Genomic DNA, 24,096 nt, shown 5'->3' on the forward strand with positions numbered 1-24,096 from the left:
CCGGCGGTCGTCAGGTCAGCCGGTGTTGCGCAGTCCCGCGGCGATGCCGTTGATCGTGAGCAGGAGCGCTCGCTCCAGGTCGGGGTCCGGCTCCTCCACGGCTCGTGCCCGACGCAGCAGCGAGACCTGCAGCGCGTGCAGAGGGGCGAGGTAGCGGTCGCGCAGCTCGAGCGTCCGGCGCAGCACCGGAGCCGATCCGAGCAGCTCGTCCTCACCCGTCACCCTCAGCACCTGCTCCACCGTGCGCTCGTGCTCGGCTCGGATCTGGTCGAACAGTCCCGACGCCTCCTTCGGCACGAGGGCGCCCACGTACTCCGCGGCGATGCTGAGGTCGGTCTTGCTGAGCGTCATCTGGACGTTGGAGAGGAAGGTGCGGAAGAACGCCCACGAGCCGTACATCTCCTGCAGGGTCTCGCCGCGCCCGTCCTCGAACGCGGCGGCCAGGCCCGAGCCCACGCCGTACCAGCCGGGCAGGATGATGCGGCTCTGCGTCCAGCCGAACACCCAGGGGATGGCCCGCAGGTCGTCGAGGCCCCCCGCGCCGCCGGGCCGCTTGGCGGGCCGCGAGCCGATGTTCATCTTGCCCAGCTCGTCGACCGGGGTGGCGGCCACGAAGAACGGCACGAGCGCGTCGTCGCGCACCAGGGCCCGGTAGGTGGTCTGGCCCTGCTGGGCCACGAGGTCCATGGTGGCGTTCCACCCGTCGAGCACGTCAGCCGGCAGCAACGACGTGCGGTGCAGGGCCGACGCCTCCAGCACCGCGGCCAGGGCGGCCTCGAGGTTGAGCCGACCGAGGCCGGGCAGCGCGTACTTGTCGGAGATGACCTCGCCCTGCTCCGTGATCTTGATGGCCCCGGTGAGGCTCCCGTAGGGCTGGGACATGATCGCCTCGGCCGTGGGTCCGCCACCGCGGCCGGTGGACCCACCGCGGCCGTGGAAGAGCCGCAGCTCCACCCCGTGCTTCCGGGCGACGTCACGGAGCTGACGCTGGGCCCGGTGCACCTGCCACTGCGACGCCGCGATGCCCGCGTCCTTCGAGGAGTCCGAGTAGCCGAGCATGATCTCCTGCACGTCGCCCCGCGCCTTCACGACCCGGCGGTAGGCCGGGTCGGACAGCAGGGCGTCGAGGAGCGGACCGGCGGACTCCAGCTCGGCCACGGTCTCGAAGAGCGGGGCGAAGCCGATGCGCGCCGTGGCCTCCGACGTCTCGGTCCCGGGGTCCACGAGGCCCACCTCGCGCGCCAGCACCACCACGGCGAACAGGTCGTCGATGTCGTGGGTCATGGAGACGATGTAGGTCTCGATGACGTCGGGACCGTAGCTGTCGAGCGCCGTGCGGATGGTGCCCATGAGGTCGAGCGACGCGGTGGCCGCCTCCCCCCAGGTCTGGCTCCCGGCGGACCCGGTGAGGGGGCGCCGCGAGGCCATCTCGCGCGACAGCAGCTCGATCCGCTCGGGTCGCCCCAGGTCGGCGTACGGCCCGTCGAGCTCTCCGAGGCGGTCGAAGAGCTCGGCCAGCGCGGCGTGGTGCTTGCCGCTGTGCTCGCGGACGTCCATCGTGGCCAGCCCGGCGCCGAACGCGACGGCCGTGCGGATGAGGCGAAGGATGGCGCCGTCCCCCGTCAGCGCGTCGCCCGCGGCGAGCATCGACTCGCGCACGAGCGTGAGGTCACGCAGGAGCTCGTCGAAGCCGAGGTAGTCGCGGCCGGGCTCGTGCGGGGTGTCGTTGACGAGGCGGTCGCGGGTGCGCAGGAGCCGGACGCGCACGAAGCTCAGCTTGAGCCGGTAGGGCTCGTCGGCGTTGAGCCGTCGGATGCTCTCCCACGTGATGGGCAGCGCGACGGCGTCGGCCTCGAGGCTCTCCCGCAGCTCGGCGCTGGCCGCGACCACCCGGGTCGAGGCCGTCATCTCGGTGAGGATCTCCTCCACGAGCTCGACGAGCTCACCGAGGCCCGACGTGTGCTGCAGCCTCAGGATCTCCAGCGTCACGCCAGGGGTGACGTTGGGGTTGCCGTCGCGGTCGCCGCCGGCCCACGTCCCGAAGCGCAGGGGTCTCGCCGTGGCGGGCATCGCCACGCCGATGGTCCCGAGCTGGCGGTCCAGCTCCTCGAGCAGGTCGGGCACGACCTCCGTGGCGATGGAGCGCAGGTAGTAGACGGCCGTGCGGGCCTCGTCGCTCGGATCGGGACGCACGACCCGCAGCTCGTCGGTCTGCCACAGCAGCTCCACGAGCTCGGCCAGGCGCCGTTCGTCGCGTGGGGCCATCGAGACCGGCCGCCGGGGGTCCTCGAGGTCCTGGACGGTCTCGGCGACCTTGCGCAGGAGCCGCAGCACGGTGCGTCGGCTGGCCTCCGTGGGGTGGGCCGTGAAGACCGGGCGGTACTCGACGCGCTCGAGGACCGACGTCAGCAGCTCGCGGTCGAGGCTGCCCTCGTCGAGGGCGGCCGCGATGCGGCCGATGGTGCCGGCGAGGGGTCCCTCGCCTCCGCTCTGCTCCTGCCAGCGGTGCAGCTGCTCGGTGATGTTCACGAGCTGGAAGTAGCCGGTGAAGGCCCGCGCCAGGACCACGGCGGTGGCGGGGTCGGTGGCGTCGAGCACGGCGTGGAGGTCGGCGTCGTCGGGCTGCCGGGCGAGTCGGCGAACCCGCTCGACGAGCTCGAGGAGCTCGGGCCCCTCGTGTCGCTCGAGCGCCTCGCCCCACAGCGTCGTGAGCTGGCGCACCGACGCCCGGAGCGACGTCAGCTGCTCGTCGGACGAGACCGCGCCCGCAAACCGTGCCGCGTCGGGCTCACGCCGGTCGGCCTCCAGGATCTCCTGGGTCGTGCGGGCAGGCTTCGACGCGGATGTCATGACAAACAGTCTGCCGGTTCACCGTTTCACGCACGTGTCCGCCGGGGCGTCGTCCCACAGGGTGAGCGACGCCACCTCGTTCCGTCGTCCGCTGCGGTCCGCCGCGGATACGCTTCCCGCATGAGGATCGCGGTCGCTGGCACGGGGTACGTCGGACTCTCCAACGCAGTGCTGCTCGCCCAGCACCACACCGTCGTGGCGGTCGACATCGACGCCGACAAGGTCGCGCTGGTCAACCAGCGCCACTCCCCCATCGAGGACACCGAGCTCGAGGACTACCTCGCGAACCACGAGCTCGACCTCACCGCCACGCTCGACAAGGCCGCCGCGTACAGCGACGCCCAGGTGGTCGTCATCGCCACGCCCACCGACTACGACGTGAAGTCCAACTACTTCAACACGTCGTCCGTCGAGTCGGTCGTCCGCGACGTCCTCGCGGTCAACACGTCGGCCACCATCGTCGTGAAGTCAACCGTCCCGGTGGGCTTCACCGCCGGGCTGCAGGCCGAGCACCCCGAGGCCACGATCATCTTCTCGCCGGAGTTCCTCCGCGAGGGCCGCGCGCTCTACGACAACCTGCACCCCTCGCGCATCGTCGTCGGCTCCGACACCCCCGCGGGCCACCAGTTCGCCGCACTCCTCAGCGAGGCCGCGCTCGACGACGACGTCCCGGTCCTCTTCACCGGGTCCACCGAGGCCGAGGCCATCAAGCTCTTCGCCAACACCTACCTCGCCCTGCGCGTGGCGTACTTCAACGAGCTCGACACCTACGCTGCCTCCCACGGCCTCGACAGCCGCCAGGTCATCGAGGGCGTCGGCCTGGACCCGCGCATCGGCTCGCACTACAACAACCCGTCGTTCGGCTACGGCGGCTACTGCCTGCCCAAGGACACCAAGCAGCTGCAGGCCAACTACCAGGACGTCCCGCAGAACCTGATCAGCGCCATCGTCGACTCCAACACGACGCGCAAGGACTTCATCGCGGCCGACATCCTGCGCCGCTCGCCCCAGACCGTCGGCATCTACCGGCTCGTCATGAAGTCGGGGTCGGACAACTTCCGCGCCTCCTCCATCCAGGGCGTCATGAAGCGGCTCAAGGCCAAGGGCGTCGAGGTCATCGTCCACGAGCCCGTGCTGGAGGAGTCGACCTTCTTCAACTCCGACGTCGTCAACGACCTCGACGACTTCAAGAGCCGCTCCGACGTGATCATCGCGAACCGTCGGACCGACGTGCTCGCCGACGTGGCCGACAAGGTCTACACCCGCGACATCTACGGCCGCGACTGACCCGTCCTACGAGAAGTGCGGCCCCATGCACCGTTCTCGAAGGAGAGACGGTGCATGGGGCCGCACAACGTGTGGTGGTGCTTGCTAGCCGGCGGCGCGGACGTCCTGGGCCGCGGCCAGGATGCGGCGACTGGAGTGCAGCAGGTTCACGACGTCGGGCGTGCCCAGCGTGTAGACCACGGCCGTGCCCTCACGGCTCGACGTCACCAGTCCGGCGCGACGCAGGACGGCCAGCTGCTGGGAGAGGCTCGAGGACTCGATGGCGAGGTCGGCGAGGATCTCCCGGACGGGCTTGGGCCCGTCCTGCAGCAGCTCGAGCACCCGGATGCGCACCGGGTGCCCGAGCGTGCGGAACAGCTCGGCCTTGGCCTGGTTCAGCGGCTGGCCGGAGGTCACTCGCCGGCAGCGTCCAGAGCTGCCGCGACGCGACGGTGGGCCTCCCAGATGGCCTCCGGGACGTTGTCGAACCCGGCGAGGTGCTTCTCGCGGAAGCTCATCTCCTGGCGCCACCGGTTGTTGTCGATCGACAGGATCGTGTTGAGGTCGTCCTCGTCGATGTCGAGCCCGTCGAGGTTGAGCTCGGACTTCTTGGGCAGGACGCCGACGGGCGTCTCGACACCCTCGACCTCACCGTTCTTGTACTGGACGAGCCACAGGAGCGGACGCAGGTTCTCGCGGTAGCCGGGCCACAGGAAGCGACCGTCGTCGCCGCGCTGGAACCAGTTGACGTGGGCGAAGATGGGCTGGTCCGTGGCGGCACCGATGATCTTGAGCCAGTGAGCGGCGTAGTGGCCCTCGGGGTAGCTCATGAACGGACGCATCGACATGGGGTCGTAGCGCAGCTGACCCTCCACGCCCTCGGCCGCGAACGTGGCCTCGGCGCCGAGCGTCAGGCCGTCGTAGACGCCCTCGGCCAGGTCGTTGATGGCCCGGACGAGCGGCTCGCGGTCACGCGTACGGCCACCGAAGATGATCGCGTCGACGGGGACGCCCGCCGGGTCGTCGTAGTTGTCGGCCACGTTGGGCACCTGGGCCAGGCTCGTGGTGAACCGGCTGTTGGGGTGCGCCCACGGGGCGTCGGCGTCCTCGGGGGCGCGGTCGGCGATGACGTCGCCCTTCCAGTCCTCCCAGCCGTCGAGATCGGCGGGCTTCTCCTTGGTCTTGCCCTCCCACCACACCTCCTGCGTCTTGGGGTTGTAGGCGATGTTGGTGAAGATGGCGCCCGAGCCCGAGTCGATGGAGTGCAGCGCGGTGGGGTTGGTGGCCTCGTTGGTGTCCTTGGCCACGCCGAAGACGCCGTTCTCGGGGTTGAACGCGTAGATGCGTCCGTCGTCGGGGTTGGCCCACAGCCACGCGATGTCGTCGCCGTAGAACTCGACGTGGTACCGGTCGCCCAGGGCGTCGGGGGCCAGCGTCATGGCGAGGTTGGTCTTGCCCGACGCCGACGGGAAGCCACCCGCGACGTGGTAGCGCTTGCCGGTCTCCTTGTCGGTGATGCCGAGCAGCATGAACTGCTCCGACAGGAACTCACCGGAGGCCCAGCCGTCGTACGCGGCCTGGCGCAGGCCGTGCGCGATCTTGCCGAGCAGGGCGTTTCCGCCGTAGGAGGAGCCGAAGTGCAGGATGGTGCGCTCGTCGGCGACGGTCACGAAGTAGCGAGCGTCGTCGGGGGTGCCGTGACCCAGGTTCTCCAGGTCGCCGGTCACGTGGACGGCGCGCACGAAGCTGTTGGGGTCCTTGAGCTCGTTGATGTAGTCGACGCCCACGCGTGCCATGCGGATCATGTGCAGCACGACGGTGCGGGTGTCGGTGAGCTCGACGCCGGCAGCGAACTTCTCCAGCGGCGAGTTCCGCGGTGCCATGAGGTACGGCACGACGTACATGGTCTTGCCGGCGGAAGCGCCGCGCATCTTGCCCTCGAGGAGGGGCTTCATCTCCGAGGCGGGGCGCCAGTTGTTGTACGCGCCGGCGTCGTCGGGGTTGCTCGTGGCGACGATCGTCCGCTCCTCGGAGCGGGCGGTGTCCTTGTGGTAGCTGCGGGAGTAGTAACGACCCTCGCCTGCGGGGAGGAGCTCCCCGGCGTCGAGCGCTTCCTGGACCAGTCGAGCGTCGTCCGAGGCGTTGACCACCTCGATCCGCTCGGCTCCCGTCAGGTCGGCGTAGTACTGCACGTACTCGCGCACGTGCGGGTTGGTGAGTCCGGCCTGGTCGAGCGCTGCCTGCACATCTGCCATGGTCTGGGTGTTCCTCTCGTTGTCGGCGCGCCTCACGCCGATTTTTGGGCACGCTACACGAGTTGAAGAATGTTTCATGGCCCGGGTGAACGATCGGGTCCGGGACGAGACATGCCTCACACGAGCCGCTCTATTTGGCTTGGCACACAACAAATTTGCTGAAATGTCAGGACATCTTGGTGAGGCGCCTCGCGAGGCGGCGCCAGCCCGGTGCGAGGTCGAGGTCGGCGATGCGCACGTGGTGGGCGCTGTTCTCCCACGTCACCTCGAGCCTCACGCGGGGCTGCCGGGCCCCCGGGAGGACCTCGGCGAGGTCGACCGATCCCGTGACCCGGTAGAGGTCCTCACCCTGCGCCGACACCTCGAGCGGGAGGTCCACGAGCTCGTCGCGGTCGGGGCTCCAGGCCTGCCAGCGGAGGCTGGGTCCGTCGCCGGGACGCGGCGCACGCGAGGCGTCGAGCTGGACCGTGCCGTCGAGGGTCACGACGCTTCCCCGCACGTGGACCCCCTCCACCCGGACGTCGCCGATCCGGACGCGGCGATCCGCTCGCTCGGCGGCGTCGGCGACGGCGCGGGCCCAGTCGCCGAGGAAGCGGTCGTGACCGTGGGCGAGAGCCGTCGCGCGGGCACCCTCACGGAGCCGCTCCAGCCGGTCGCGGTCGTGGAGGAGCGCGACGGTCTCGGCGGCGACTGCCTCGACGTCCCCGGCAGGGACGAGCACGCCGTTGGTCTCGTCGACCTGCTCGCGCGGCCCGTACTTCACGTCCACCGCGACGACGGGGCAGCCGCGGGCCATCCCCTCGAGCGTCGAGAGCGGGTAGCCCTCGAAGTCGCTCGTGAGCCAGCCGAGGTCGGCGGTCCACCAGGCGTCGCGCGCGGCGGGTTCGAAGCCGTGGAACGTGACGGCGTCCGCCACCTCGAGGTCGGTGGCGAGGGCCTTCAGCTCCGCCAGCTGGGGGCCGTCGCCATAGATCTCGAGCGTCGCCCCGGGCACCTGGGTCTGCACGAGGGCGAAGGCCGAGAGCGCCCGGTCGAGGCGCTTCTGCTGCTCGAGCCGCGCCGTCATGACGATCCGGCCCGTCACACGCTGCGGTGGGGTGTCGGGGACGGGAGGCGTCTCGACCGGGTTGGGCACGACGTAGAGGTTGCTCGTGCGGCCGTAGCGCCGGGCCACGTCCTCGCGCTGGCGCTCGGTCAGGCTCATGAGCCCGCCGTAGCGGCCGATCGAGTCCATGGACGGGCGGTACGTCGCGCTCACCCCGGAGTGCCAGCTCCTCGATCCCGCCGAGAGATGAGGGTTGTGCATCTGGTGCATCACGAGGAACCGCTCGTCCAGCTGGCACAGCTCCTGCGCCACGAACCTGCTGTCGCTCAGGAGGAACACCCGCTCCGCGTCGCCAGCCAGCTGCTCGGTCCACCAGCGCCACAGACCGCCGAGGCCGTCCCAGCGCTCGACGACGTTCTCGTCCCGATCGATCAGGTAGGTGAGACCGATGGGGTCGTCGGGCGCGGTGCGGGCGTACCTGCTGCCGTCGGGGCGGAGGTAGTCCCACGCCACCTCGATGTCGCCGGCGTACCAGCGCCGACGCCAGGCGTAGCCGTCCGCCACGTCGTCGACGGAGGAGTCGCCCACGCGGGGCAGGCGGCGGGTGCCGACTCCGGTGTCGATCACCCGCAGCTCCTCGTGCAGGTTGAGCAGCCGGCTCTGCGGCAGGAGGCGCCCGTCGGCCAGGAGCGTCGCGCGGACGGCGTCGTAGCTGGGCACCGGGTTGTAGGTGACGAGCGGGAGGTCGATCCCCGTGTGCTGCAGGAAGAGCCGGTGGCGCAGGAGCGTCAGGCGCGTCTGTCCGCCGGCCTCCGGCCGGATGTTCCCGATGACGGAGAGGTAGCGGGCCTCGGAGGGGAACACGGACACCGTCATGGCTGGCATCATAGGTCCGGCCCGAGGATGAGAGGTGTCGCCTGTGCGCTGGTCGTCACGACGCAGATCGGCTCCCCGCGAGGGCCGCCCGGCGTTGAGCATCGTGGTGCCCGTGTACGCCGTGGAGGACTACCTCGAGCGCTGCCTCGTGAGCCTGCGGCGCCAAGGGCTCGACGACGTCGAGATCGTCGTGGTCGACGACGGCTCTCCCGACGGCAGCCTGCGCATCGCCCAGCGGCACGCCAAGAAGGACCCGCGCATCGTCATCGTGCAGCAGGAGAACGCCGGTCTCGGCGCGGCCCGCAACGCCGGAGTCGCGGCCGCCACGGGCGAGTTCCTCACCTTCGTCGACTCCGACGACGAGGTCCGCGGACCCGGCTACGCGCTCGCCGTCACCTCGTTGCGCACGAGCGGAGCGGCCTTCGCGGTCCTCCCCTACACGCGCCTGCACGCATCGGGACGCACGGCGCAGCCTGCGTGGATCGCCGACCTCTACGCCACCCCCCGCGTGGCCGTCGACATCACCACCTACCCCCAGCTCCTCGTCCATGCCACCGCGTGGTCCAAGGTCTACCGCCGCTCCTTCTGGGACGAGGGCGGCTTCTCCTTCCCGGTCGGCGTGCTCTACGAGGACCAAGAGGTGACCACGCAGACCCACGCCGCCGCCATCGAGGCCGGAGGCGTCGACGTCGTGCCTGTCCTCACCTACCTGTGGCGCGTGCGCGAGCAGTCCATCACCCGTGAGTTCAGCGCCGCCACGATCGAGGCCTTCCTCGGTGCCGTCCTGCGCAGCCTCGAGGTCCTGCCCGTGCCCGCGCGCCGGGAGCGCGCCCGACAGGTGCTCAGCAACGACGTCCCCCACTACGTCCGCGCCGTCGCCCGCGGTGCCGAAGACGCCTTCGCCGCTGCGCTCGGGCGCGGTGTCGCCGCGCTCCTGGCCGAGACGGAGCCCGGCGAGCTCGCCCTGGAGTGCCCGGCGGAGATGCGTGCGGCCTACACCTGGCTCGTGGCCGGTGACGTCGCCGGGGCCCGGGCCTTCCTCGACGGCGAGGGTCTCGTCGTCGCCACCCACGACGGCGGCGTGGTGGACGGCGAGCCCACCATCACGGTGCCGACCCGGACGCACCCCGAGGGTGAGCCACTCGTCCTGTCCCAGCGGCAGACCCCGCTCGACGCCACGGCCCTGCGCGCCGTCGTCGGTCCCGACTCGGTCGACGTGCACGTGTGGGGCTACCTGCGCCACGTCGAGTCCCCCGACCTCTCCTCCCGCGCGTGGCTCGTCCGCGGCGAGCAGCGGCTCACCGAGCTGACCGTCGCCCGTTCGGACGAGAAGCCCGGCGACCGCCTGCGCGCCACCCGTGCCTGCAACGACGAGGCGGTGTGGGTCGTGACCGTCCCTGTCTCGGAGCTCGACGCAGACGGCGCAGCCCTGCGACTCGAGCTCGAGGTCACCCACGCGGGCCGGACGCGGACCGCAGTCGTCGAGAACGTGGATGCCGGCGGGTCCGCGGCCGCGGTGCAGCCCGTGGGCGAGACCGGCTGGACCGTCGGCGGCGCACCCTTCCGACTCGAGCGCGACCGCGAGCCCTCAGCCGTCGGACCGGTCGACCACGTCGTCCTCGACGGCGCCGCGCTCACCCTGCGCGCCGGCCCTGCTGCGGCAGCGTCGACGAACGTCCGGCCGGGTTCTGTCGAGTCCTTCGAGGAGCGTCCCTCGGCCTCGCTCCTCGCCGAGCTCCCCCTGCGTCTTCGCTCGGACCAGGTCGTGGTGCACGTCGTCCTCACCGCGACCGGGTCCCTCGGCGTGGAGGCCCGCGAGCCCCTCCCCCACGAGCAGCTCACGGTCTACGGCACCCGCTGAGCTCGAGGCCCCTCACTCCTCGTAGTCGCCGATCCACCAGTCGGCGATCTCGCGGAGCAGCTCCGAGGACTCCTGGTGCTGGGGGTGGACCCGGAAGGCGTCGATGTCGGAGCGGTCTGCGAAGAGCGCGTTCTCGACGAGGATCGTGCCCTTGCGGGTGTCGTCGGAGCGCCTGATCATCCACTCGAGGATCCCGGGCAGCGTCCCGAGCGCCGCGAGCCTGCGCTCAGCCTCCGCCACGGTCTCCTCCGGCACCCCGTCACGGATGCGGAAGAGCACCACGTGCCGGTACGCCATCAGGCGCCCAGCACGAAGGGCGCGACCGACTCCCAGACCTGCTGGTCGTGGGCCGGGATGACCATGACGCCCTCACCCGTGAGTCGGGCGAGCGTGGCATGGTTCTGCTTGACCTTGGCCCGGTCGTCCCCGACGACCTGCTCGAACGCGCGCAGGAACGGCTTCTTGTCGACCCCGGGGATGGCGGCGCTCGTGCCGTCGAACAGCGCGTCGCCGGCGTGGAGCAGGAGCCCGCGACCGTCGGCCTCGACCGCGACCGCGGCGTGACCCTTGGAGTGACCCGGCATGGGCACGAGGGTCACCCCGGGCACGACCTCGTGGCCGGTGAGCCCGTGCGCCCAGCCGTCGCCGGGACCATCGTGCAGGAAGAAGGTCGGCCCGTGCTCGAACTGCTGACGGCGGTACCGGTTCTTGTCCTGGAAGTCAGGCGCCACGAGGGCGGCCTGGTGCTCGGCCGCCGTCGTGTGGACCGTGGCAGCAGGGAAGTCGGAGAGCCCGCCGGCGTGGTCGAGGTCGAGGTGGGTCAGCACCACGTGGGTGACGTCGGCGGCGGAGTACCCGGCGGCCTCGAGCTGACGCAGCGCCGTGTGGCGCTCGTCCTTCTCGGGTCGCAGCAGCGCCCGGACGGGACCGAGCCGACGCTTGGGGTCGGCGTAGTCCGCCGTGCCGTACCCGGTGTCCACGAGGACGAGGCCCTCGTCGGTGTGGATCAGCAGGGCGTGCGCGGGCAGGGGCCCGACGAAGGGTGAGCGCATGATGGCGCAGTTCAGGTGCTCGACTCGCATGCCCGCATCCTGTCCTACTGCCCCGCTGAGTGTGACGTTTCGGGGCGGATTCGCGGCGATCCGCCCCTCAAACGTCACACTCAGCGGGGACTCGGGGGTGAGACTGAGGTCATGGACTCCAGCAGCGTCCCCCCGTACGTCTTCTGGGCGGCGTTGTCCGCGGTCTTCGCCGCGCTCACGGCCATCTTCGCCAAGGTGGGCGTGGAGGGCGTCGACTCCGACGTGGCCACCTTCATCCGCACCGTCGTCATCCTCGTGACGCTCGGCCTGATCCTGCTCACGATGGGCAAGCTGCACTCACCCGGCCCGCTCTCCACCAAGACCTGGGTGTTCCTGGTGCTCTCCGGCCTCGCCACCGGCGCCTCGTGGATCTGCTACTTCCGTGCCCTCAAGGCCGGCCCCGCCGCGGTGGTGGCGCCCATCGACAAGCTGAGCGTCGTGCTGGTCGCCGTCTTCGGCGTGGTCTTCCTCAGCGAGCGCCTCGCGCCGATGCAGTGGTTCGGCGTGGTGCTCGTGGGCACCGGCGCCGTCGTCCTGGCGCTGGGATGAACGATGGAGGCCGGAAGTGGTGCGTTCGTTCACACAGCGGTGGCATCATTTGAAGGGTGATGGTCTCCATCTTCTCGATGCCCACTGACAGCTCGGCCTCCTCCCGGGTCTCGGCGGTCCTCGTGCCGCACATCGACCGGTTCACGGCCGAGTGGTCCGAGGAGCCCGGGAACGTCACCGTCCTTCGGGTGCAGCACGAGGAGTCCAGGGGCGAGATGCTCAGCGCGCTGCTGCACCGAGCCCACCCGCGGGTCCAGCACGTGAGCTCCCAGCGCGCCTCGTGAAGGTCGCTCTCGCGGCCCTCGGCGTCCTGGCACTCCTGCTGCTCGCTCCGGCCGACGCGCCTCTTCTCTGTCGCACGGTCCCGGACCGCACCGGCGGGCCCACCTTCGCGTCCCTCATGACGCCCTACGCCACCTCCCCGGCACCGGACGTCTCGGCCTCCGTGAGCGACACCGCACCCGGCTGGGGCCCCGAGCGCGACGTGCTCACCCGATGGGACGCCCCGGTCTTCACCCACTCCGTCGACCCGCAGCCGTTCGGCACCCTCAACGCGACGGCCACGGCCAACGAGCCCCGCCCCGACATCGGCGCGGAGTACGTCACCGGGAACGCGCTCTTCAAGAACGCCGACGTCGAGTTCCGGATGACCGGCCAGGTCTTCGCCGTGCGCTACCTCGCTGTCCAGGCGACCGACGCCATGGTGTGGATCGACGGCCGACCGGTGGCCGACCGTCCCTTCGAGACCATCGACACCACGCCCACCGGCTCGTTCCGCTGGCTGACGGTCCGCCTCGCGTCGCCGCGCACCGTCACGGTCCGCTTCGCAGGGCCCGCCGTCTTCACCGGCGTGGAGCACGATCGCCGCGACCCGGTGCGCCTGAGCGAGGCTCCCGACCGGTTCACGATCGGCGTCGTCGGCGACTCCTACTACGAGTCCACCATCGGCGACGGCTGGCGCTCCTCGGCCGCGCCCGTGGAGCTGGCGACCCAGACCGGTTTCCGGGTCCGGAGCCTGGCGCAGGGCGGCACGGGCTACCTCAACGACGGGACGGGGCCGGGCCTGACCGGCAGCTTCGGCCTGCCCGGTCATTACGCCACCCCCTACGGGTCGAGCAAGCGGCTGGCCCAGGTGGTCGACGCCCCCATCGATGCCCTGCTCGTGAACGGCTCGATCAACGACGCACCCCCCTTCGGCGCCGAGCAGCAGCGCGCGGCCGTGGACGACTTCCTGGACGCCGTCCGGAGGGCCCGACCCGACCTCCCCATCGTGCTGGTCGGCGTGGAGCCTGTCTCCTACGGCGGCGCACCGGACGTGTCCCTCCGGCCGCTCCTCCTGCTCGAGCGGAACCTGCGGTGCGCGATGCGCGACCGTCCCCAGGTCCGTGGCGTCGTGGAGCCCTACCGCGAGAACTGGCTCACCGGGACCGGCTACGTCGACGGCCCGCGGGGGGACGGCAACCAGGACACGTACATCGGCCGGGACTGGATCCACCCGAGCGCGGCCGGCGTGGCGTACTACCAGCGCAAGGTCGTGGCAGCCCTGCGTCCCATGACCACAGGGCCGCGGGAGCCCTGACGCGTCGATCTGCTGCCGCGAGCGTGGGCCTCGGACAGGAGCGGCCGGGCGAGGTCCTCGGGCTCAGTGGCCGAGCTGGGCGTACTTGGCCTCGGTCTCGGCCTTCTGGGCGCGCCACCAGTCCTCGTGCCCGCGGTACCAGTCGATGGTGGCGGCGAGGCCGTCCTCGAAGGAGCCGTAGGTGGGCGACCAGCCCAGCTCGGTCCGCAGCTTGGTGGAGTCGATCGCGTACCGCAGGTCGTGCCCGGCACGGTCCGTCACGTGGTCGTACGCGTCGGCGGGCTGTCCCATGAGCTGGAGGATCAGCTCGACGACGCTCTTGTTGTCCTTCTCGCCGTCGGCGCCGATGAGGTACGTCTCCCCCATCTCACCCCGCTCGAGGATCCGCAGGACGGCAGAGCTGTGGTCGTCGGCGTGGATCCAGTCGCGGACGTTGAGGCCGGCCCCGTAGAGCCGGGGGCGCACCCCGTCGATCACGTTGGTGATCTGGCGGGGGATGAACTTCTCGACGTGCTGGCGAGGACCGTAGTTGTTGGAGCAGTTGCTGATGGTGGCTCGGACGCCGAAGGACCGCACCCAGGCGCGCACCAGCAGGTCGGACCCGGCCTTGGTGGAGGAGTACGGGCTCGACGGGTTGTAGGGCGTGGACTCGGTGAACCGCTCGGGGTCGTCGAGCTCGAGGTCGCCGTAGACCTCGTCCGTGGAGATGTGGTGGTAGCGCACGTCGTGCTTGCGCACGGCCTCCAGGAGCGCGAACGTCCCGATGATGTTGGTGTGCAGGAAGGGGCTCGGGTCGTGCAGGGAGTTGTCGTTGTGCGACTCCGCGGCGTAGTGCACCACCGAGTCGTGCTGCGGCACGAGACGGTCCACCAGGTCGGCGTCGGCGATGTCTCCCACGACGAGCTCGACCCGGTCGGCCGGCAGGCCCTCGAGCGAGGCCCTGGACCCGGCGTAGGTCAGCTTGTCGAGGACCGTCACCGTCGCGTCGGTGTTCTGGACCAGGTAGTGGACGAAGTTCGAGCCGATGAAGCCCGCCCCACCCGTCACGAGCACGTTGGGCATGGGCACGAGATTAGCGGTCCCTTGACCGCGCGTCCGGCTCCGGGCCTAGGCTCGCTCCCATGAAGGGCATCATCCTGGCCGGCGGCACCGGTTCTCGTCTCCACCCGGTCACGCAGGGCGTCAGCAAGCAGCTCGTCCCCGTGTACGACAAGCCGATGATCTACTACCCGCTCTCGACGCTCATGGGTGCCGGCATCCAGGACATCCTCGTGATCACCACGCCGCACGAGGCGGCCAGCTTCGAGCGCCTGCTCGGCGACGGGTCGCAGTTCGGCATCAACATCACGTTCGCGCAGCAGCCGTCACCCGACGGCCTGGCCCAGGCCTTCATCATCGGCGAGGAGCACATCGGCAACGACCGCGTCTCCCTCGTCCTGGGCGACAACATCTTCTACGGCTCCACCATCGGCACGAGCCTCCAGCGCTTCCACGACATCGACGGCGGCGGCATCTTCGCGTACCGCGTGGCCGACGTCCGCTCGTACGGCGTCGTCGAGTTCGACGAGAACCGGCGCGCCATCTCGCTCGAGGAGAAGCCCGAGCACCCCAAGAGCCACTACGCCGTCACCGGGCTCTACTTCTTCGACAACCGCGTCACGTCCCTGGCCAAGGAGCTGAAGCCGTCGGCGCGTGGCGAGCTGGAGATCCTCGACCTCGCCCAGATGTACCTCGACGCGGGTGAGCTCAACGTCGAGGTGCTGCCGCGCGGCACCGCCTGGCTCGACACCGGGACGTTCGACGACCTCAACGACGCGTCCAACTACATCCGCACGGTCGAGAAGCGCCAGGGACTCAAGATCTCGTGCCCCGAGGAGATCGCCTGGCGACTCGGCTTCCTCACCGACGACGAGCTCCGCGTCCGTGCTGAGCCTCTCGTGAAGAGCGGCTACGGGGCGTACCTGCTCGGCCTGCTCGAGGAGTAGACCGCCAGGAAGACACAGCGCCCCGCCCACCCTCGCGGATGGACGGGGCAACGAGCGTCCGAGCCTCAGCCGGCGAGCTCCGTGACCGTCGCGACGTCGCGGCCGCTGATGACGTCATCAGCGACGGCGGAGACGCGTCGGTCCTGCTCGCGAGCCGTCTGGAACAGGAAGGAGAACGCATCGGCCTGGTCCAGGCCGTGCCTCTCCATCAGCATGCCCATGGCGATGCCGATGCTTCGACGTGCGTGCACGCCTCCGCGGATCTGCTCCACGGCGGGCTCGGGCTCGATCATGCTCAGACCTTGCGTCGGTTGAAGATGCTCCAACCGCCGGGGCCGACGGCGAGGCCGACGATGATCAGGATGATGCCGAGAAGGACGCTGCCCTGGATGAGGGTGACAACCCCGTAGACGACGAGTACGACTGCAATGAGCCAAAGGATGAATCCCATGATGTTTCCTTTCGTTGGTGCGAGCGTCCCACCGAACGGCCCCGAGCGCATGTGGAACTTATGCACAACTTAGGCAGAGTTGATGCACAGGGCGTTCGAACGGCTCAGGACGAGCGGGGTCGTCGCCTGCTGAACGCTCCGCCGAGGGCCAGCAGGGCGACCAGCCCTCCGGCGATCCCGTAGAGGACGAACCGGGGATCGTCGGTTCCGCCAGGGACCACCGGGGCCTTCAGCGGCTCCTCCCACAGGCCACGGGCGAGGATCGGCCGCTCGAGGGGAGACACCTGGCCGGCGAGGTCGATGCCTCGGACCTTCTTGGTGACGACGTCCACCTCCTCCACACGATCCTCGGCGTGGCCGACGACCACCTCGTCGTCGTCGCGCCAACCGGCCAGCCGACCGGGCTCGACGTCGAGTGGGACCGCCCGTCCACGGGCCTTGCCGATCGTCCTGCCGGCGCGGAGCTGCGGAGGTCCGTCCGCCGTGGAGGCGGAGAGATAGGCGAACGCCTTGTCGTCCGGGGCCCAGGACGCGTCGCGCACGCTGCCCGGCAACGCGAAGGACTGCTTCTCCCCCGCGCCGGGGTCCTGGCGGTGGACGGTGCCTCCGCGGATCCAGACCACGCCGCTCGGTGCCGAGCCCAGACGCGGCACGCTCGTCCGGGTGCTCTCCAGGACGGTGGACGCACCCGTCCTGACGTCCCACGCCGTGAGCTCGTGGGCGACGGCCCCGGTCCGGGAGGCCGTGTCGTAGCGGGCCACGAGGTGCCGCGAGTCGCCCGAGAAGGCCAGGTGGGACTTGTTCTCCGCCGTCGGCGCCTGGGTGGGCGGCCGCAGACGTCGGACCTGGCCGGTCACCGTGTCCATCACCGACCAGCCCTCCAGGGCGGCCCGTCCCACAGCGGCCCGCGCGTCCGCGATGCGGCTCCAGCCGATCCATCGCCCGTCGGGCGAGAGAGCGAAACGCCGGGCCAGCGGCCGGGTGTCCTCGTCCACACCGGGGAGGTCGAGCCACTGCGAGCGACCGTCGTCGGCCGAGACGCCGAACATCTCCCGTGACTGCCTTCGTCCGGTGAGGCCGTCGGTGCGGGAGCGCTCCGCGAGGCCGATGGCTGCGAGGGGGCCGTCCAGGCCCTCCTCGCCGGACCAGGTGCCGGGCGCGTTGACCTCCGTGGGCAGGTGCGGTGCCAGCACCTCGTCCTCGGCTCCCGCTGCGGCAGGCACCGCGACGACCAGGAGCAGCGCGGCAGCGAGCCGGAGGCCGTTCTTCATCACGCGGTGCGACACGGTCACGCTCCTGCCCTCCTCTACGACGTCCAGTCCGAATGCTGCCCTACGCAGCCCCTCGGCACCGGGCAAGGGCGCATCGTCCCTGGCCCCAGCATGACGACGGCCCGGAACCAGGAGGTTCCGGGCCGTCGGGCGGCGGAGATGGCGAGATTTGAACTCGCGAGAGGTTTAAACCTCAACCCGCTTAGCAGGCGGGCGCACTAGGCCACTATGCGACATCTCCTAGTACCCGGAACAGGATAGCGGGGAGGGGTCGGCCGGGCCGAATCGGCCCTTCGAGAGCGAGCGGGGCGCTCGGGGAGCGAGCAGGGCGTCGAGCTCGGCGTTGATGGCGATCTTGACGTCCGTGGGGGCGAACGAGAACTCCACCGCGCTACGGGCCAGCTCGACCAGGCCCGGGTCGTCGAGGTCGAGGAGGTCGCGCGCCACGTCGTACTCGGTGTTGAGGGTGGTGCCGAACATGGGCGGGTCGTCGGAGTTGATGGTGACGGGCACGCCGGCAGCCACGAGCGTGGGCAGCGGGTGCTCCTCGAGCGAGGGGACCGAGCGGGTGCGGACGTTCGACGTGGGGCACACCTCGAGCGGGATGCGCTCGGCGGCGAGGTGGGCCATGAGCTCGGGGTCGTGCACGGCCGCGATGCCGTGCCCGATGCGCTCGGCACCGAGGTGGTGGATGGCGTCCCAGATGGTCTGGGGGCCGGTCGACTCACCCGCGTGGGGGACGCTGTGGAGGCCCGCGGCCCGCGCGGCGTCGAAGTGCGGCTTGAACTGCGGGCGCGGGACGCCGACCTCGGGGCCGCCGAGACCGAAGCTCACGAGACCTTCCGGGCGGAGGCGCAGGGCGACGTCGAGCGTCGAGTCGGCCGCGGGCAGTCCGGACTCGCCGGGGATGTCGAAGCACCAGCGCAGCGTGATGCCGGTGTCGGCCTCGACCCGGCGGCGGGCGTCCTCGACGGCCTCCACGTAGGCCTCGGCGGAGATGCCCACGGCCATGGACGTGTACGGGGTGAGGGTGAGCTCGGCGTAGCGGACGTTCTGCGCCGCGAGGTCGCGGCCCACGTCGTGCGTGAGGGTCCAGAGGTCCTCGGGGGTGCGGAGCAGGTCGACGACGGAGAGGTAGACGTCGATGAAGTGGCCGAAGTCGGTGAACTCGAAGAACCGGGCGAGCGCCTCGGGGTCGGCCGGGACGTCGGTGCTTCCCTCGTGCCGCTGGGCGAGCTTGGTGACGGTCTCCACGGAGGCCGACCCGACGTGGTGGACGTGGAGCTCGGCCTTGGGCAGGTCCTGCGCCGAGAGGCTCACGCCTCCTGCGACTCCGCCTGGGAGGCCGAGACCTCGTCGAGCTGCTGCTGGCGCTCCACGACGGAGCCGCGCTCGGCGAAGTCGACCTCGATGGTCACGACGTGCTCGTCGCCGAGATACATCTCGACGCGGCGGGCGGTGGCCGTGAAGTGTCCGGCCGTTCCCTCGGTGAGCCAGGCGGTGCTGCCGTCGGTGGACACCAGGCCCACGCGGGCCGCCTCGCCCCGCTGGCCGCGGAAGACCACGGGGCCCGGGCCGCTGTCGCGGATCACGAGCGCTCCTCGGCTCACGCGTCGGTCGTCGACCGAGACGTGCGGGGACTCGTCGCCGTCGGGACGGCCGAAGACCCACTTGTCGCCCGTGACGACGACGTCCTCACCGGACGCGCCGGAGGCCAGCTGGTACTTCACGATCAACACGTCCGAAAGCCTAGCGCGCCCCCACGACGGACCCATCTGCACCGCTTCAGGTCCCCGAGTCCTGCCAGGAGCCGGTGCTGTCCTCCTTCGATCAGCTGTAGCCGACCCACGGCGAATAGACGCCCTTCTGCTCAAAGAAGTCGCCCTCGTCCGGCCACTGCGTGAAGACACCACCGACGTTGTCCCACAGTCCGGCGCTGACCGTCTTCACATAGACACGGACCCGCTTGGGCTTGTAGAGACAGCCCACCTTCGGGACGAACCTCACGCGGAAGACACCGCCGTCCAGGTCGAGGTACTCGCGCGTCGACTTGTAGCACGAACCCTCCCAGCGCCACCTTGCGTCGCCGTTGTACTTCGAGAAGCCGCTGTCCCCGGGCAGGCCGCCTGCCCAGGTGTATTCGGCACCCGCGTGCTTCGTGCTCGTGTCCAGGCTCACCCTGAAGGTTCCGTAGGGATACACGCCCTCAGACGCTTCGGGAATCCGGAAGTCGACCACGACCCCAGCCTTGTCGTTGCTGACCTTGACCTGACCGATGTCCATAGCACCGTGGGCCGTCTCGCCGGACTTGTCCGACCAGGTGTGACTTGCGGCTGCGGCCGGGCCACTCAGAGCGACCGAGATGAGGAGAGATGCCAGAACCGGTGGTGAGACGAGCTTGAGGCGCATGCCGAAGAGGCTATAGCGATCACCGGGCAGGCGTACTCGATTCGACCATTCGACCACCCGTCCGTCCAAGGAGCCTGGAACGGCTGGTCGGGGTCAGGCGCCGGGGACGATGGCGGAGATGACGGTGCCGTCGGCGCGCTTGGTGCCGATGGGGCTCTTGGGCTCGCCCTTGATGCGCGGGCCCTGGTCCTTGAGGGCGACGGTGACCGGGGAGCCCGGGGACACCACGACCTCCTCGCCGCGGACGTCGAACGCCAGGCGCCCTTCGCCGTCCTCGATCGTGAGCTCCAGCTCCGAGGTGCGGACGACGACGCGCACACGGGTGCCGCGCAGGGTGAGCCGGAAGATCAGCTCCTCCCAGTCGTCGGGGAGGCGCGGGTCGAGGGTCCACTGGCCGCCGCCGAGGTCGCGGAAGCCGCCGAACCCCGAGGCCAACGCGCTCCACACGCCGCCCGTCGACGCCACGTGCACACCGTCGGAGGTGTTGGAGTGCCGGTCCGCGAGGTCGACGAAGAGCGATGCGAGGAAGTACCGGTAGGCCAGGTCGTGGTAGCCGACCTCGGCCGCGATGATCGACTGCACGACCGCCGACAGCGTGGAGTCGCCCGTGGTGATCGGGTCGTAGTACTCGAAGTCGGCGCGCTTCTGCTCGGGCGTGAAGTCCTCGCCCTGCAGGAACAGCGCGAGCACGACGTCGGCCTGCTTGAGCACCTGGAACCGGTAGATCACGAGCGGGTGGTAGTTCAGGAGCAGCGGCCGCTTGGAGAGCGGGGTGTTGTCGAGGTCCCACATCTCGCGCTCCAGGAAGTGCATGTCCTGGGGGTGGATGCCGAGGTGGTCGTCGAACGGGATGCTCATCCCCTCCGCGCAGCGGAACCACTCATCGACCTCACCGTCCTCCAGGCCCACACGCTTCACGAGGAGCGAGTACGCCTCGGGGTCGGCGTGCTGCACGGTGCGGACCGCCTCGGCCGCCCGGCGCAGGTTGAAGCGCGCCATGACGTTCGTGTACAGGTTGTCGTTCACGACCGTCGTGTACTCGTCGGGGCCGGTCACGCCGTGGATGTGGAACGTGCCGCCCTCCTCGGTGCGCCAGAAGCCGAGGTCGGCCCAGAGCCGGGCTGTCTCGACGAAGATGTCGACGGCCTCGCGGTTGAGGAAGTCGACGTCGCCGGTGGCCCCCACGTACTGGCTCAGCGCGTAGGAGATGTCGGCGTCGATGTGGTACTGCGCGGTGCCGGCCGCGTAGTAGGCCGACGCCTCCTCGCCGTTGATCGTGCGCCACGGGAAGAGCGCGCCCTTCTGCGCCAGCTGGTCGGCGCGCGTGCGCGCGGCGTCGAGCAGCGAGTGACGGAACCGCAGCGCGTTCCGCGCGAAGTGCGGCGTGGTGTACGTCAGGAACGGCATGACGTAGACCTCGGTGTCCCAGAAGTAGTGACCCCCGTATCCCGAGCCGGTGACGCCCTTGGCCGGGATGCCCTGGCCCTCGGCGCGCGCCGCCGCCTGCATGAGCGCGAACAGGTTCCACCGCACGGCCTGCTGGATGGCCCGGTGCCCCGGGATCTCGACGTCGGCGCGCTCCCAGAAGGCGTCGAGCCACTCGCACTGGTCCTCGTACTGCTTCTCGATGCCCTCGCTCTGCACGCGGTCGAGCGTGCGGCGGCAGCGGTCGAGCAGCTCACGACCGGGGACGCCGCGCGAGGTGTGGTAGGCCACGGTCTTGGTGAGCGTGATGGTCTGGCCGGGCTGGGCGTCGACGCGGTAGATGATCTTGGCGAGGTCGTCGCTCGTGACGACGCGCTGCGTGAACGAGTTCTCGGTCTCGAGCGTGTGGTCGGTCATCACGCCGAGCGTCATGCCGCTCTCGGCGCACTTGTAGGCCAGGGCGAGCCTGCCGTCGACCGGCTCGGGGTCGTGCGCCTGCGGGATGAGCACGCGGCGCGCCAGCTTCTCGGCCTTGCGCGGGTCGGCGGCACCGGCCTTGGGCCGGCCCACGTGGTACTCGTCCTCGCCGTCCTGGCGGTTGAGCACCTGCGAGGAGATGGCGACCGGCGCGTGCGCGTCGAGCACGGTGACCTCGAACGTCATGACGGCGAGGTGCCGCTGCGCGAACGAGACCATGCGGCTGCTGCGGATGCGGACCTGCTTGCCCGAGGGCGTGCGCCACAGGACGGTGCGCGAGAGCACGCCGGTCTTGAAGTCGAGGGTGCGGTCGTACTCGAGGAGGTCGGCCACGTTGAGCAGCAGCGGCTCGTCGTCGACGTAGAGGCGGATGACCTTGGCGTCGGGCACGTTGACGATGGTCTGGCCGACACGGGCGAACCCGAAGGCCTCCTCGGCGTGCTGGATGGGCCAGGTCTCGTGGAAGCCGTTGATGAAGGTGCCGTGCGTGTGGGAGTCGCGGCCCTCCTCGACGTTGCCGCGCAGGCCCAGGTAGCCGTTGCCGACCGAGAAGAGCGTCTCCGTGGTGCCGAGGTCGTCGGCCTCGTAGCGGACCTCGCTCAGCTTCCACGGGTCGACGGGGAAGCGCGTGCGGTCCAGGAAGTCGCGCGCCGGCGGTGCGTTGTGCGAGGGGCCGAGGGTGATGTCGTTCACCGCAGCTCCTCGAGGTCGTCGACGACGACGTCGGCACCGGCCTCGGTGAGACGGTCTGCGCCGACGCCACGGTTCACGCCGATCACGAGACCGAAGCGACCCGCGTGCCCGGCGGCCACGCCGCTCACGGCGTCCTCCAGCACGACGGCACGCGAGATCTCGACGTCGAGCTGCTGGGCCGCGAACAGGAAGGTGTCGGGGGCGGGCTTGCCGGCCAGCTGGCGGGCACCCGCAACGGCTCCGTCGACGATGACGGGGAAGTAGTCGATCATGCCGGCGGCCTCGAGGACCTTGGGCGCGTTGCGCGAGCTGGAGACCACGGCCACCTTGGTGCCACGCTCCACGAGCTCCTTCACGAGGGCGAGCGATCCCGGGTAGGGCTGCACGCCGTCGCGGTCGAGGATCTCCTCGAAGTCGACGTTCTTGCGGTTGCCGAGGCCCGACACCGTCTCCCCCTCGGGACCGTCGGACGGGTCGCCGTCGGGCAGCTCGATGTCGCGCGAGGCGAGGAAGGAACGCACGCCGTCGTAGCGCGGCTTGCCGTCGACGTACGTGAAGTAGTCGTCGTCGGTGTACGGCTCGCTGACCCCCCGGGCGGTGAGGAAGTCGTTGAACATCTGGCTCCAGGCGCGCATGTGCACCTCCGCCGTCGGGGTGATGACACCGTCGAGGTCGAAGAGCGCTGCGTCGTAGTCGTCCCAGTTCACGGCACGAGCCTACGGCGACGATGTATCCCGTAGGTGAACGCGGGTGAGATGGACCGTCGAGGCCTTCCCCGCGCCTAGGGTGAGGGCATGTCTGGAGCTTCGAGCGAGGTCGGCCGTCTGCGCACCGTCATGCTGCACCGACCGGGGCCGGAGCTGGCCCGGCTGACGCCGCGCAACAACGACTCGCTGCTGTTCGACGGCATCCCGTGGGTGGGTCGGGCGCAGGACGAGCACGACGCGTTCGCCGACGCGCTGCGCAGCCACGACGTCGAGGTGCTCTACCTCGTCGGGCTCCTCACCGAGACGCTCGAGTCGCCCGAGGCGCGGGCCCAGATCATCGAGAGCACCACCGCGGCGCGGCACCTGGGCGATGGCCTGACGCAGTACCTGAGGTCGGCGCTCGCCGACCTCGACCCCGACGCCCTCGCCGCCGTGGTCACCGGCGGCCTGCGCAACGACGAGACCAGCTTCCGCAGCATCGTCACGAGCCTCCTGCAGCCCGAGGACTTCCTCATCGACCCGCTGCCCAACCTGCTCTTCACGCGCGACTCCTCCGTGTGGCTGCCGGGCTGCGTCGCGGTCACGAGCCTCGCCATGCCGGCCCGCGTGCGCGAGACGCAGCTGACCGGCCTGATCTACGAGCACCATCCGCGGTTCGCCGGCACCGAGGTGCTGCACGGGCCGCACCTGGAGCACCTCGAGGGCGGCGACGTCCTGCTGCTCGCCCCCGGCGTCATGGCCGTGGGCGTGGGCGAGCGCACCACCCCCGCCGGCTTCGAGCGGTTCGCCACCCAGGTGCTCTCGCGCGGGCTCGCGCAGACCGTCATCGCGGTGCCCATCGCGCAGGAGCGCGCCACCATGCACCTCGACACCATCGTCACGATGGTCGACGTCGACACCGTGGTCATCTACCCCAACATGGCCGCAGACCTCCGCGGGATCGGCGTCACGTGGGACGCCGGCTCAGAGCAGCTGGTCATCGGTGAGCAGCAGTCGTTCTTCCGTGCCGCCGCCGACGCCATGGGCATCGACGAGCTGCACCAGATCGACACCGGCCTCGACCCGGTCACCGCCGAGCGCGAGCAGTGGGACGACGGCAACAACACCCTGGCCATCGACGCCCGCCTCGCCGTGGCCTACGAGCGCAACGAGCAGACCAACGCGCGCCTCGCCGAGCACGGCATCGAGGTGGTGGCCATCGCCGGCTCGGAGCTGGGCTCAGGACGTGGCGGACCCCGGTGCATGAGCTGTCCCGTGCTGCGTGACGAGCCCGCCGCCCCCTGACCTGCGCGGGTCGCCCTCTAGGGTGACGGCC

The 24,096-nt window shown here is 70.4% G+C and carries 22 protein-coding genes and 1 tRNA gene; 7 read left to right on the forward strand and 16 right to left on the reverse strand.

Annotation, left to right across the window (positions count from 1 at the left end; translation table 11 throughout):
- Positions 1 to 15: 15 nt before the first annotated feature.
- A complete protein-coding gene (ppc, locus tag ASD11_RS15200) occupies positions 16 to 2,850 on the reverse strand; it encodes a phosphoenolpyruvate carboxylase (RefSeq protein WP_082554489.1) in 2,835 nt (944 codons plus the stop codon).
- 120 nt (positions 2,851 to 2,970) lie between these two features.
- On the opposite strand from ppc, the gene ASD11_RS15205 reads away from it, so the two are divergent.
- The gene (locus ASD11_RS15205) at positions 2,971 to 4,137 is read left to right on the forward strand and encodes a nucleotide sugar dehydrogenase (RefSeq protein ID WP_056289493.1); all 1,167 of its coding nucleotides are present in this window, start codon (positions 2,971 to 2,973) and stop codon (positions 4,135 to 4,137) included.
- Positions 4,138 to 4,221: 84 nt separating this feature from the next.
- Here ASD11_RS15205 and ASD11_RS15210 read toward each other — a convergent pair whose 3' ends face one another.
- From ASD11_RS15210 to ASD11_RS15220, 3 genes are all read right to left on the reverse strand, one after another.
- Positions 4,222 to 4,533: an ArsR/SmtB family transcription factor gene (locus ASD11_RS15210; RefSeq protein ID WP_056289494.1), complete on the reverse strand. Its 312-nt coding sequence runs from the start codon at positions 4,531 to 4,533 to the stop codon at positions 4,222 to 4,224.
- The gene (locus ASD11_RS15215; protein ID WP_056289496.1) at positions 4,530 to 6,371 is read right to left on the reverse strand and encodes a phosphoenolpyruvate carboxykinase (GTP); all 1,842 of its coding nucleotides are present in this window, start codon (positions 6,369 to 6,371) and stop codon (positions 4,530 to 4,532) included. The genes ASD11_RS15210 and ASD11_RS15215 overlap by 4 nt, the downstream gene beginning before the upstream one ends.
- 166 nt (positions 6,372 to 6,537) lie before the next feature.
- Positions 6,538 to 8,292: a glycosyltransferase gene (locus tag ASD11_RS15220; protein WP_056289497.1), complete on the reverse strand. Its 1,755-nt coding sequence runs from the start codon at positions 8,290 to 8,292 to the stop codon at positions 6,538 to 6,540.
- Between the two features lie 34 nt (positions 8,293 to 8,326).
- Here ASD11_RS15220 and ASD11_RS15225 point away from each other — a divergent pair, with 34 nt between their 5' ends.
- A complete protein-coding gene (locus ASD11_RS15225) occupies positions 8,327 to 10,153 on the forward strand; it encodes a glycosyltransferase (RefSeq protein WP_082554491.1) in 1,827 nt (608 codons plus the stop codon).
- A 12-nt stretch (positions 10,154 to 10,165) separates the two neighbouring features.
- On the opposite strand, the gene ASD11_RS15230 is transcribed toward ASD11_RS15225, so the two are convergent.
- Both ASD11_RS15230 and ASD11_RS15235 read right to left on the reverse strand, forming a co-directional pair.
- On the reverse strand, positions 10,166 to 10,450 hold the full coding sequence (locus ASD11_RS15230) for a Dabb family protein (protein ID WP_056289502.1): 285 nt from the start codon (positions 10,448 to 10,450) through the stop codon (positions 10,166 to 10,168).
- Positions 10,450 to 11,235 (reverse strand): MBL fold metallo-hydrolase, encoded by a 786-nt coding sequence (locus tag ASD11_RS15235; RefSeq protein WP_056289504.1) that lies wholly within the window; start codon positions 11,233 to 11,235, stop codon positions 10,450 to 10,452. The genes ASD11_RS15230 and ASD11_RS15235 overlap by 1 nt, the downstream gene beginning before the upstream one ends.
- A gap of 111 nt (positions 11,236 to 11,346) precedes the next feature.
- Between ASD11_RS15235 and ASD11_RS15240 the strand changes: the two genes are divergently transcribed.
- The 3 genes from ASD11_RS15240 to ASD11_RS15250 are packed head-to-tail and all read left to right on the forward strand — an operon-like array spanning position 11,347 to position 13,363.
- A complete protein-coding gene (locus ASD11_RS15240) occupies positions 11,347 to 11,784 on the forward strand; it encodes an EamA family transporter (protein ID WP_056289507.1) in 438 nt (145 codons plus the stop codon).
- Between the two features lie 56 nt (positions 11,785 to 11,840).
- The gene (locus ASD11_RS15245; protein ID WP_162246506.1) at positions 11,841 to 12,068 is read left to right on the forward strand and encodes a hypothetical protein; all 228 of its coding nucleotides are present in this window, start codon (positions 11,841 to 11,843) and stop codon (positions 12,066 to 12,068) included.
- Positions 12,065 to 13,363 carry an SGNH/GDSL hydrolase family protein gene (locus ASD11_RS15250; protein ID WP_056289513.1) on the forward strand — a complete coding sequence of 433 codons (1,299 nt, stop codon included), beginning with the start codon at positions 12,065 to 12,067 and terminating at the stop codon, positions 13,361 to 13,363. Before ASD11_RS15245 ends, ASD11_RS15250 begins: the two co-directional genes overlap by 4 nt.
- A 63-nt stretch (positions 13,364 to 13,426) precedes the next feature.
- Here the strand turns inward: ASD11_RS15250 and rfbB are convergent, their stop codons facing one another.
- Complete coding sequence (gene rfbB / locus ASD11_RS15255) at positions 13,427 to 14,425, reverse strand: dTDP-glucose 4,6-dehydratase (RefSeq protein ID WP_056289515.1); 999 nt, start codon at positions 14,423 to 14,425, stop codon at positions 13,427 to 13,429.
- 59 nt (positions 14,426 to 14,484) lie between these two features.
- Here rfbB and rfbA point away from each other — a divergent pair, with 59 nt between their 5' ends.
- Positions 14,485 to 15,348, forward strand: a complete 864-nt coding sequence (gene rfbA / locus ASD11_RS15260) for a glucose-1-phosphate thymidylyltransferase RfbA (RefSeq protein WP_056289516.1) — start codon at positions 14,485 to 14,487, stop codon at positions 15,346 to 15,348.
- A 65-nt stretch (positions 15,349 to 15,413) separates the two neighbouring features.
- Here rfbA and ASD11_RS15265 read toward each other — a convergent pair whose 3' ends face one another.
- The 9 genes from ASD11_RS15265 to ASD11_RS15300 form a co-directional block, all read right to left on the reverse strand.
- Positions 15,414 to 15,641, reverse strand: a complete 228-nt coding sequence (locus ASD11_RS15265; protein ID WP_056289519.1) for an ANTAR domain-containing protein — start codon at positions 15,639 to 15,641, stop codon at positions 15,414 to 15,416.
- 2 nt (positions 15,642 to 15,643) lie between these two features.
- Positions 15,644 to 15,799 carry a GPGG-motif small membrane protein gene (locus ASD11_RS18555; protein WP_200940192.1) on the reverse strand — a complete coding sequence of 52 codons (156 nt, stop codon included), beginning with the start codon at positions 15,797 to 15,799 and terminating at the stop codon, positions 15,644 to 15,646.
- 104 nt (positions 15,800 to 15,903) lie between these two features.
- Complete coding sequence (locus tag ASD11_RS15270) at positions 15,904 to 17,085, reverse strand: hypothetical protein (protein ID WP_156464835.1); 1,182 nt, start codon at positions 17,083 to 17,085, stop codon at positions 15,904 to 15,906.
- 139 nt (positions 17,086 to 17,224) lie between these two features.
- Positions 17,225 to 17,311, reverse strand: a tRNA-Ser gene (locus tag ASD11_RS15275).
- Complete coding sequence (locus ASD11_RS15280) at positions 17,311 to 18,390, reverse strand: adenosine deaminase (protein WP_082554492.1); 1,080 nt, start codon at positions 18,388 to 18,390, stop codon at positions 17,311 to 17,313. Before ASD11_RS15280 ends, ASD11_RS15275 begins: the two co-directional genes overlap by 1 nt.
- Positions 18,387 to 18,809: a hypothetical protein gene (locus ASD11_RS15285; RefSeq protein ID WP_156464836.1), complete on the reverse strand. Its 423-nt coding sequence runs from the start codon at positions 18,807 to 18,809 to the stop codon at positions 18,387 to 18,389. Before ASD11_RS15285 ends, ASD11_RS15280 begins: the two co-directional genes overlap by 4 nt.
- 91 nt (positions 18,810 to 18,900) lie before the next feature.
- A complete protein-coding gene (locus ASD11_RS15290; RefSeq protein ID WP_156464837.1) occupies positions 18,901 to 19,479 on the reverse strand; it encodes a hypothetical protein in 579 nt (192 codons plus the stop codon).
- Between the two features lie 93 nt (positions 19,480 to 19,572).
- The gene (locus ASD11_RS15295; RefSeq protein ID WP_235503374.1) at positions 19,573 to 22,074 is read right to left on the reverse strand and encodes a glycoside hydrolase family 65 protein; all 2,502 of its coding nucleotides are present in this window, start codon (positions 22,072 to 22,074) and stop codon (positions 19,573 to 19,575) included.
- The gene (locus ASD11_RS15300) at positions 22,071 to 22,781 is read right to left on the reverse strand and encodes an HAD family hydrolase (protein ID WP_056289529.1); all 711 of its coding nucleotides are present in this window, start codon (positions 22,779 to 22,781) and stop codon (positions 22,071 to 22,073) included. The genes ASD11_RS15295 and ASD11_RS15300 overlap by 4 nt, the downstream gene beginning before the upstream one ends.
- An 87-nt stretch (positions 22,782 to 22,868) precedes the next feature.
- Here ASD11_RS15300 and ASD11_RS15305 point away from each other — a divergent pair, with 87 nt between their 5' ends.
- The gene (locus ASD11_RS15305) at positions 22,869 to 24,065 is read left to right on the forward strand and encodes an arginine deiminase (RefSeq protein ID WP_056289530.1); all 1,197 of its coding nucleotides are present in this window, start codon (positions 22,869 to 22,871) and stop codon (positions 24,063 to 24,065) included.
- Positions 24,066 to 24,096 lie beyond the last annotated feature (31 nt).

Origin of the sequence: Aeromicrobium sp. Root495, from assembly GCF_001426755.1 — a bacterium.
GTDB lineage: Bacteria > Actinomycetota > Actinomycetes > Propionibacteriales > Nocardioidaceae > Aeromicrobium.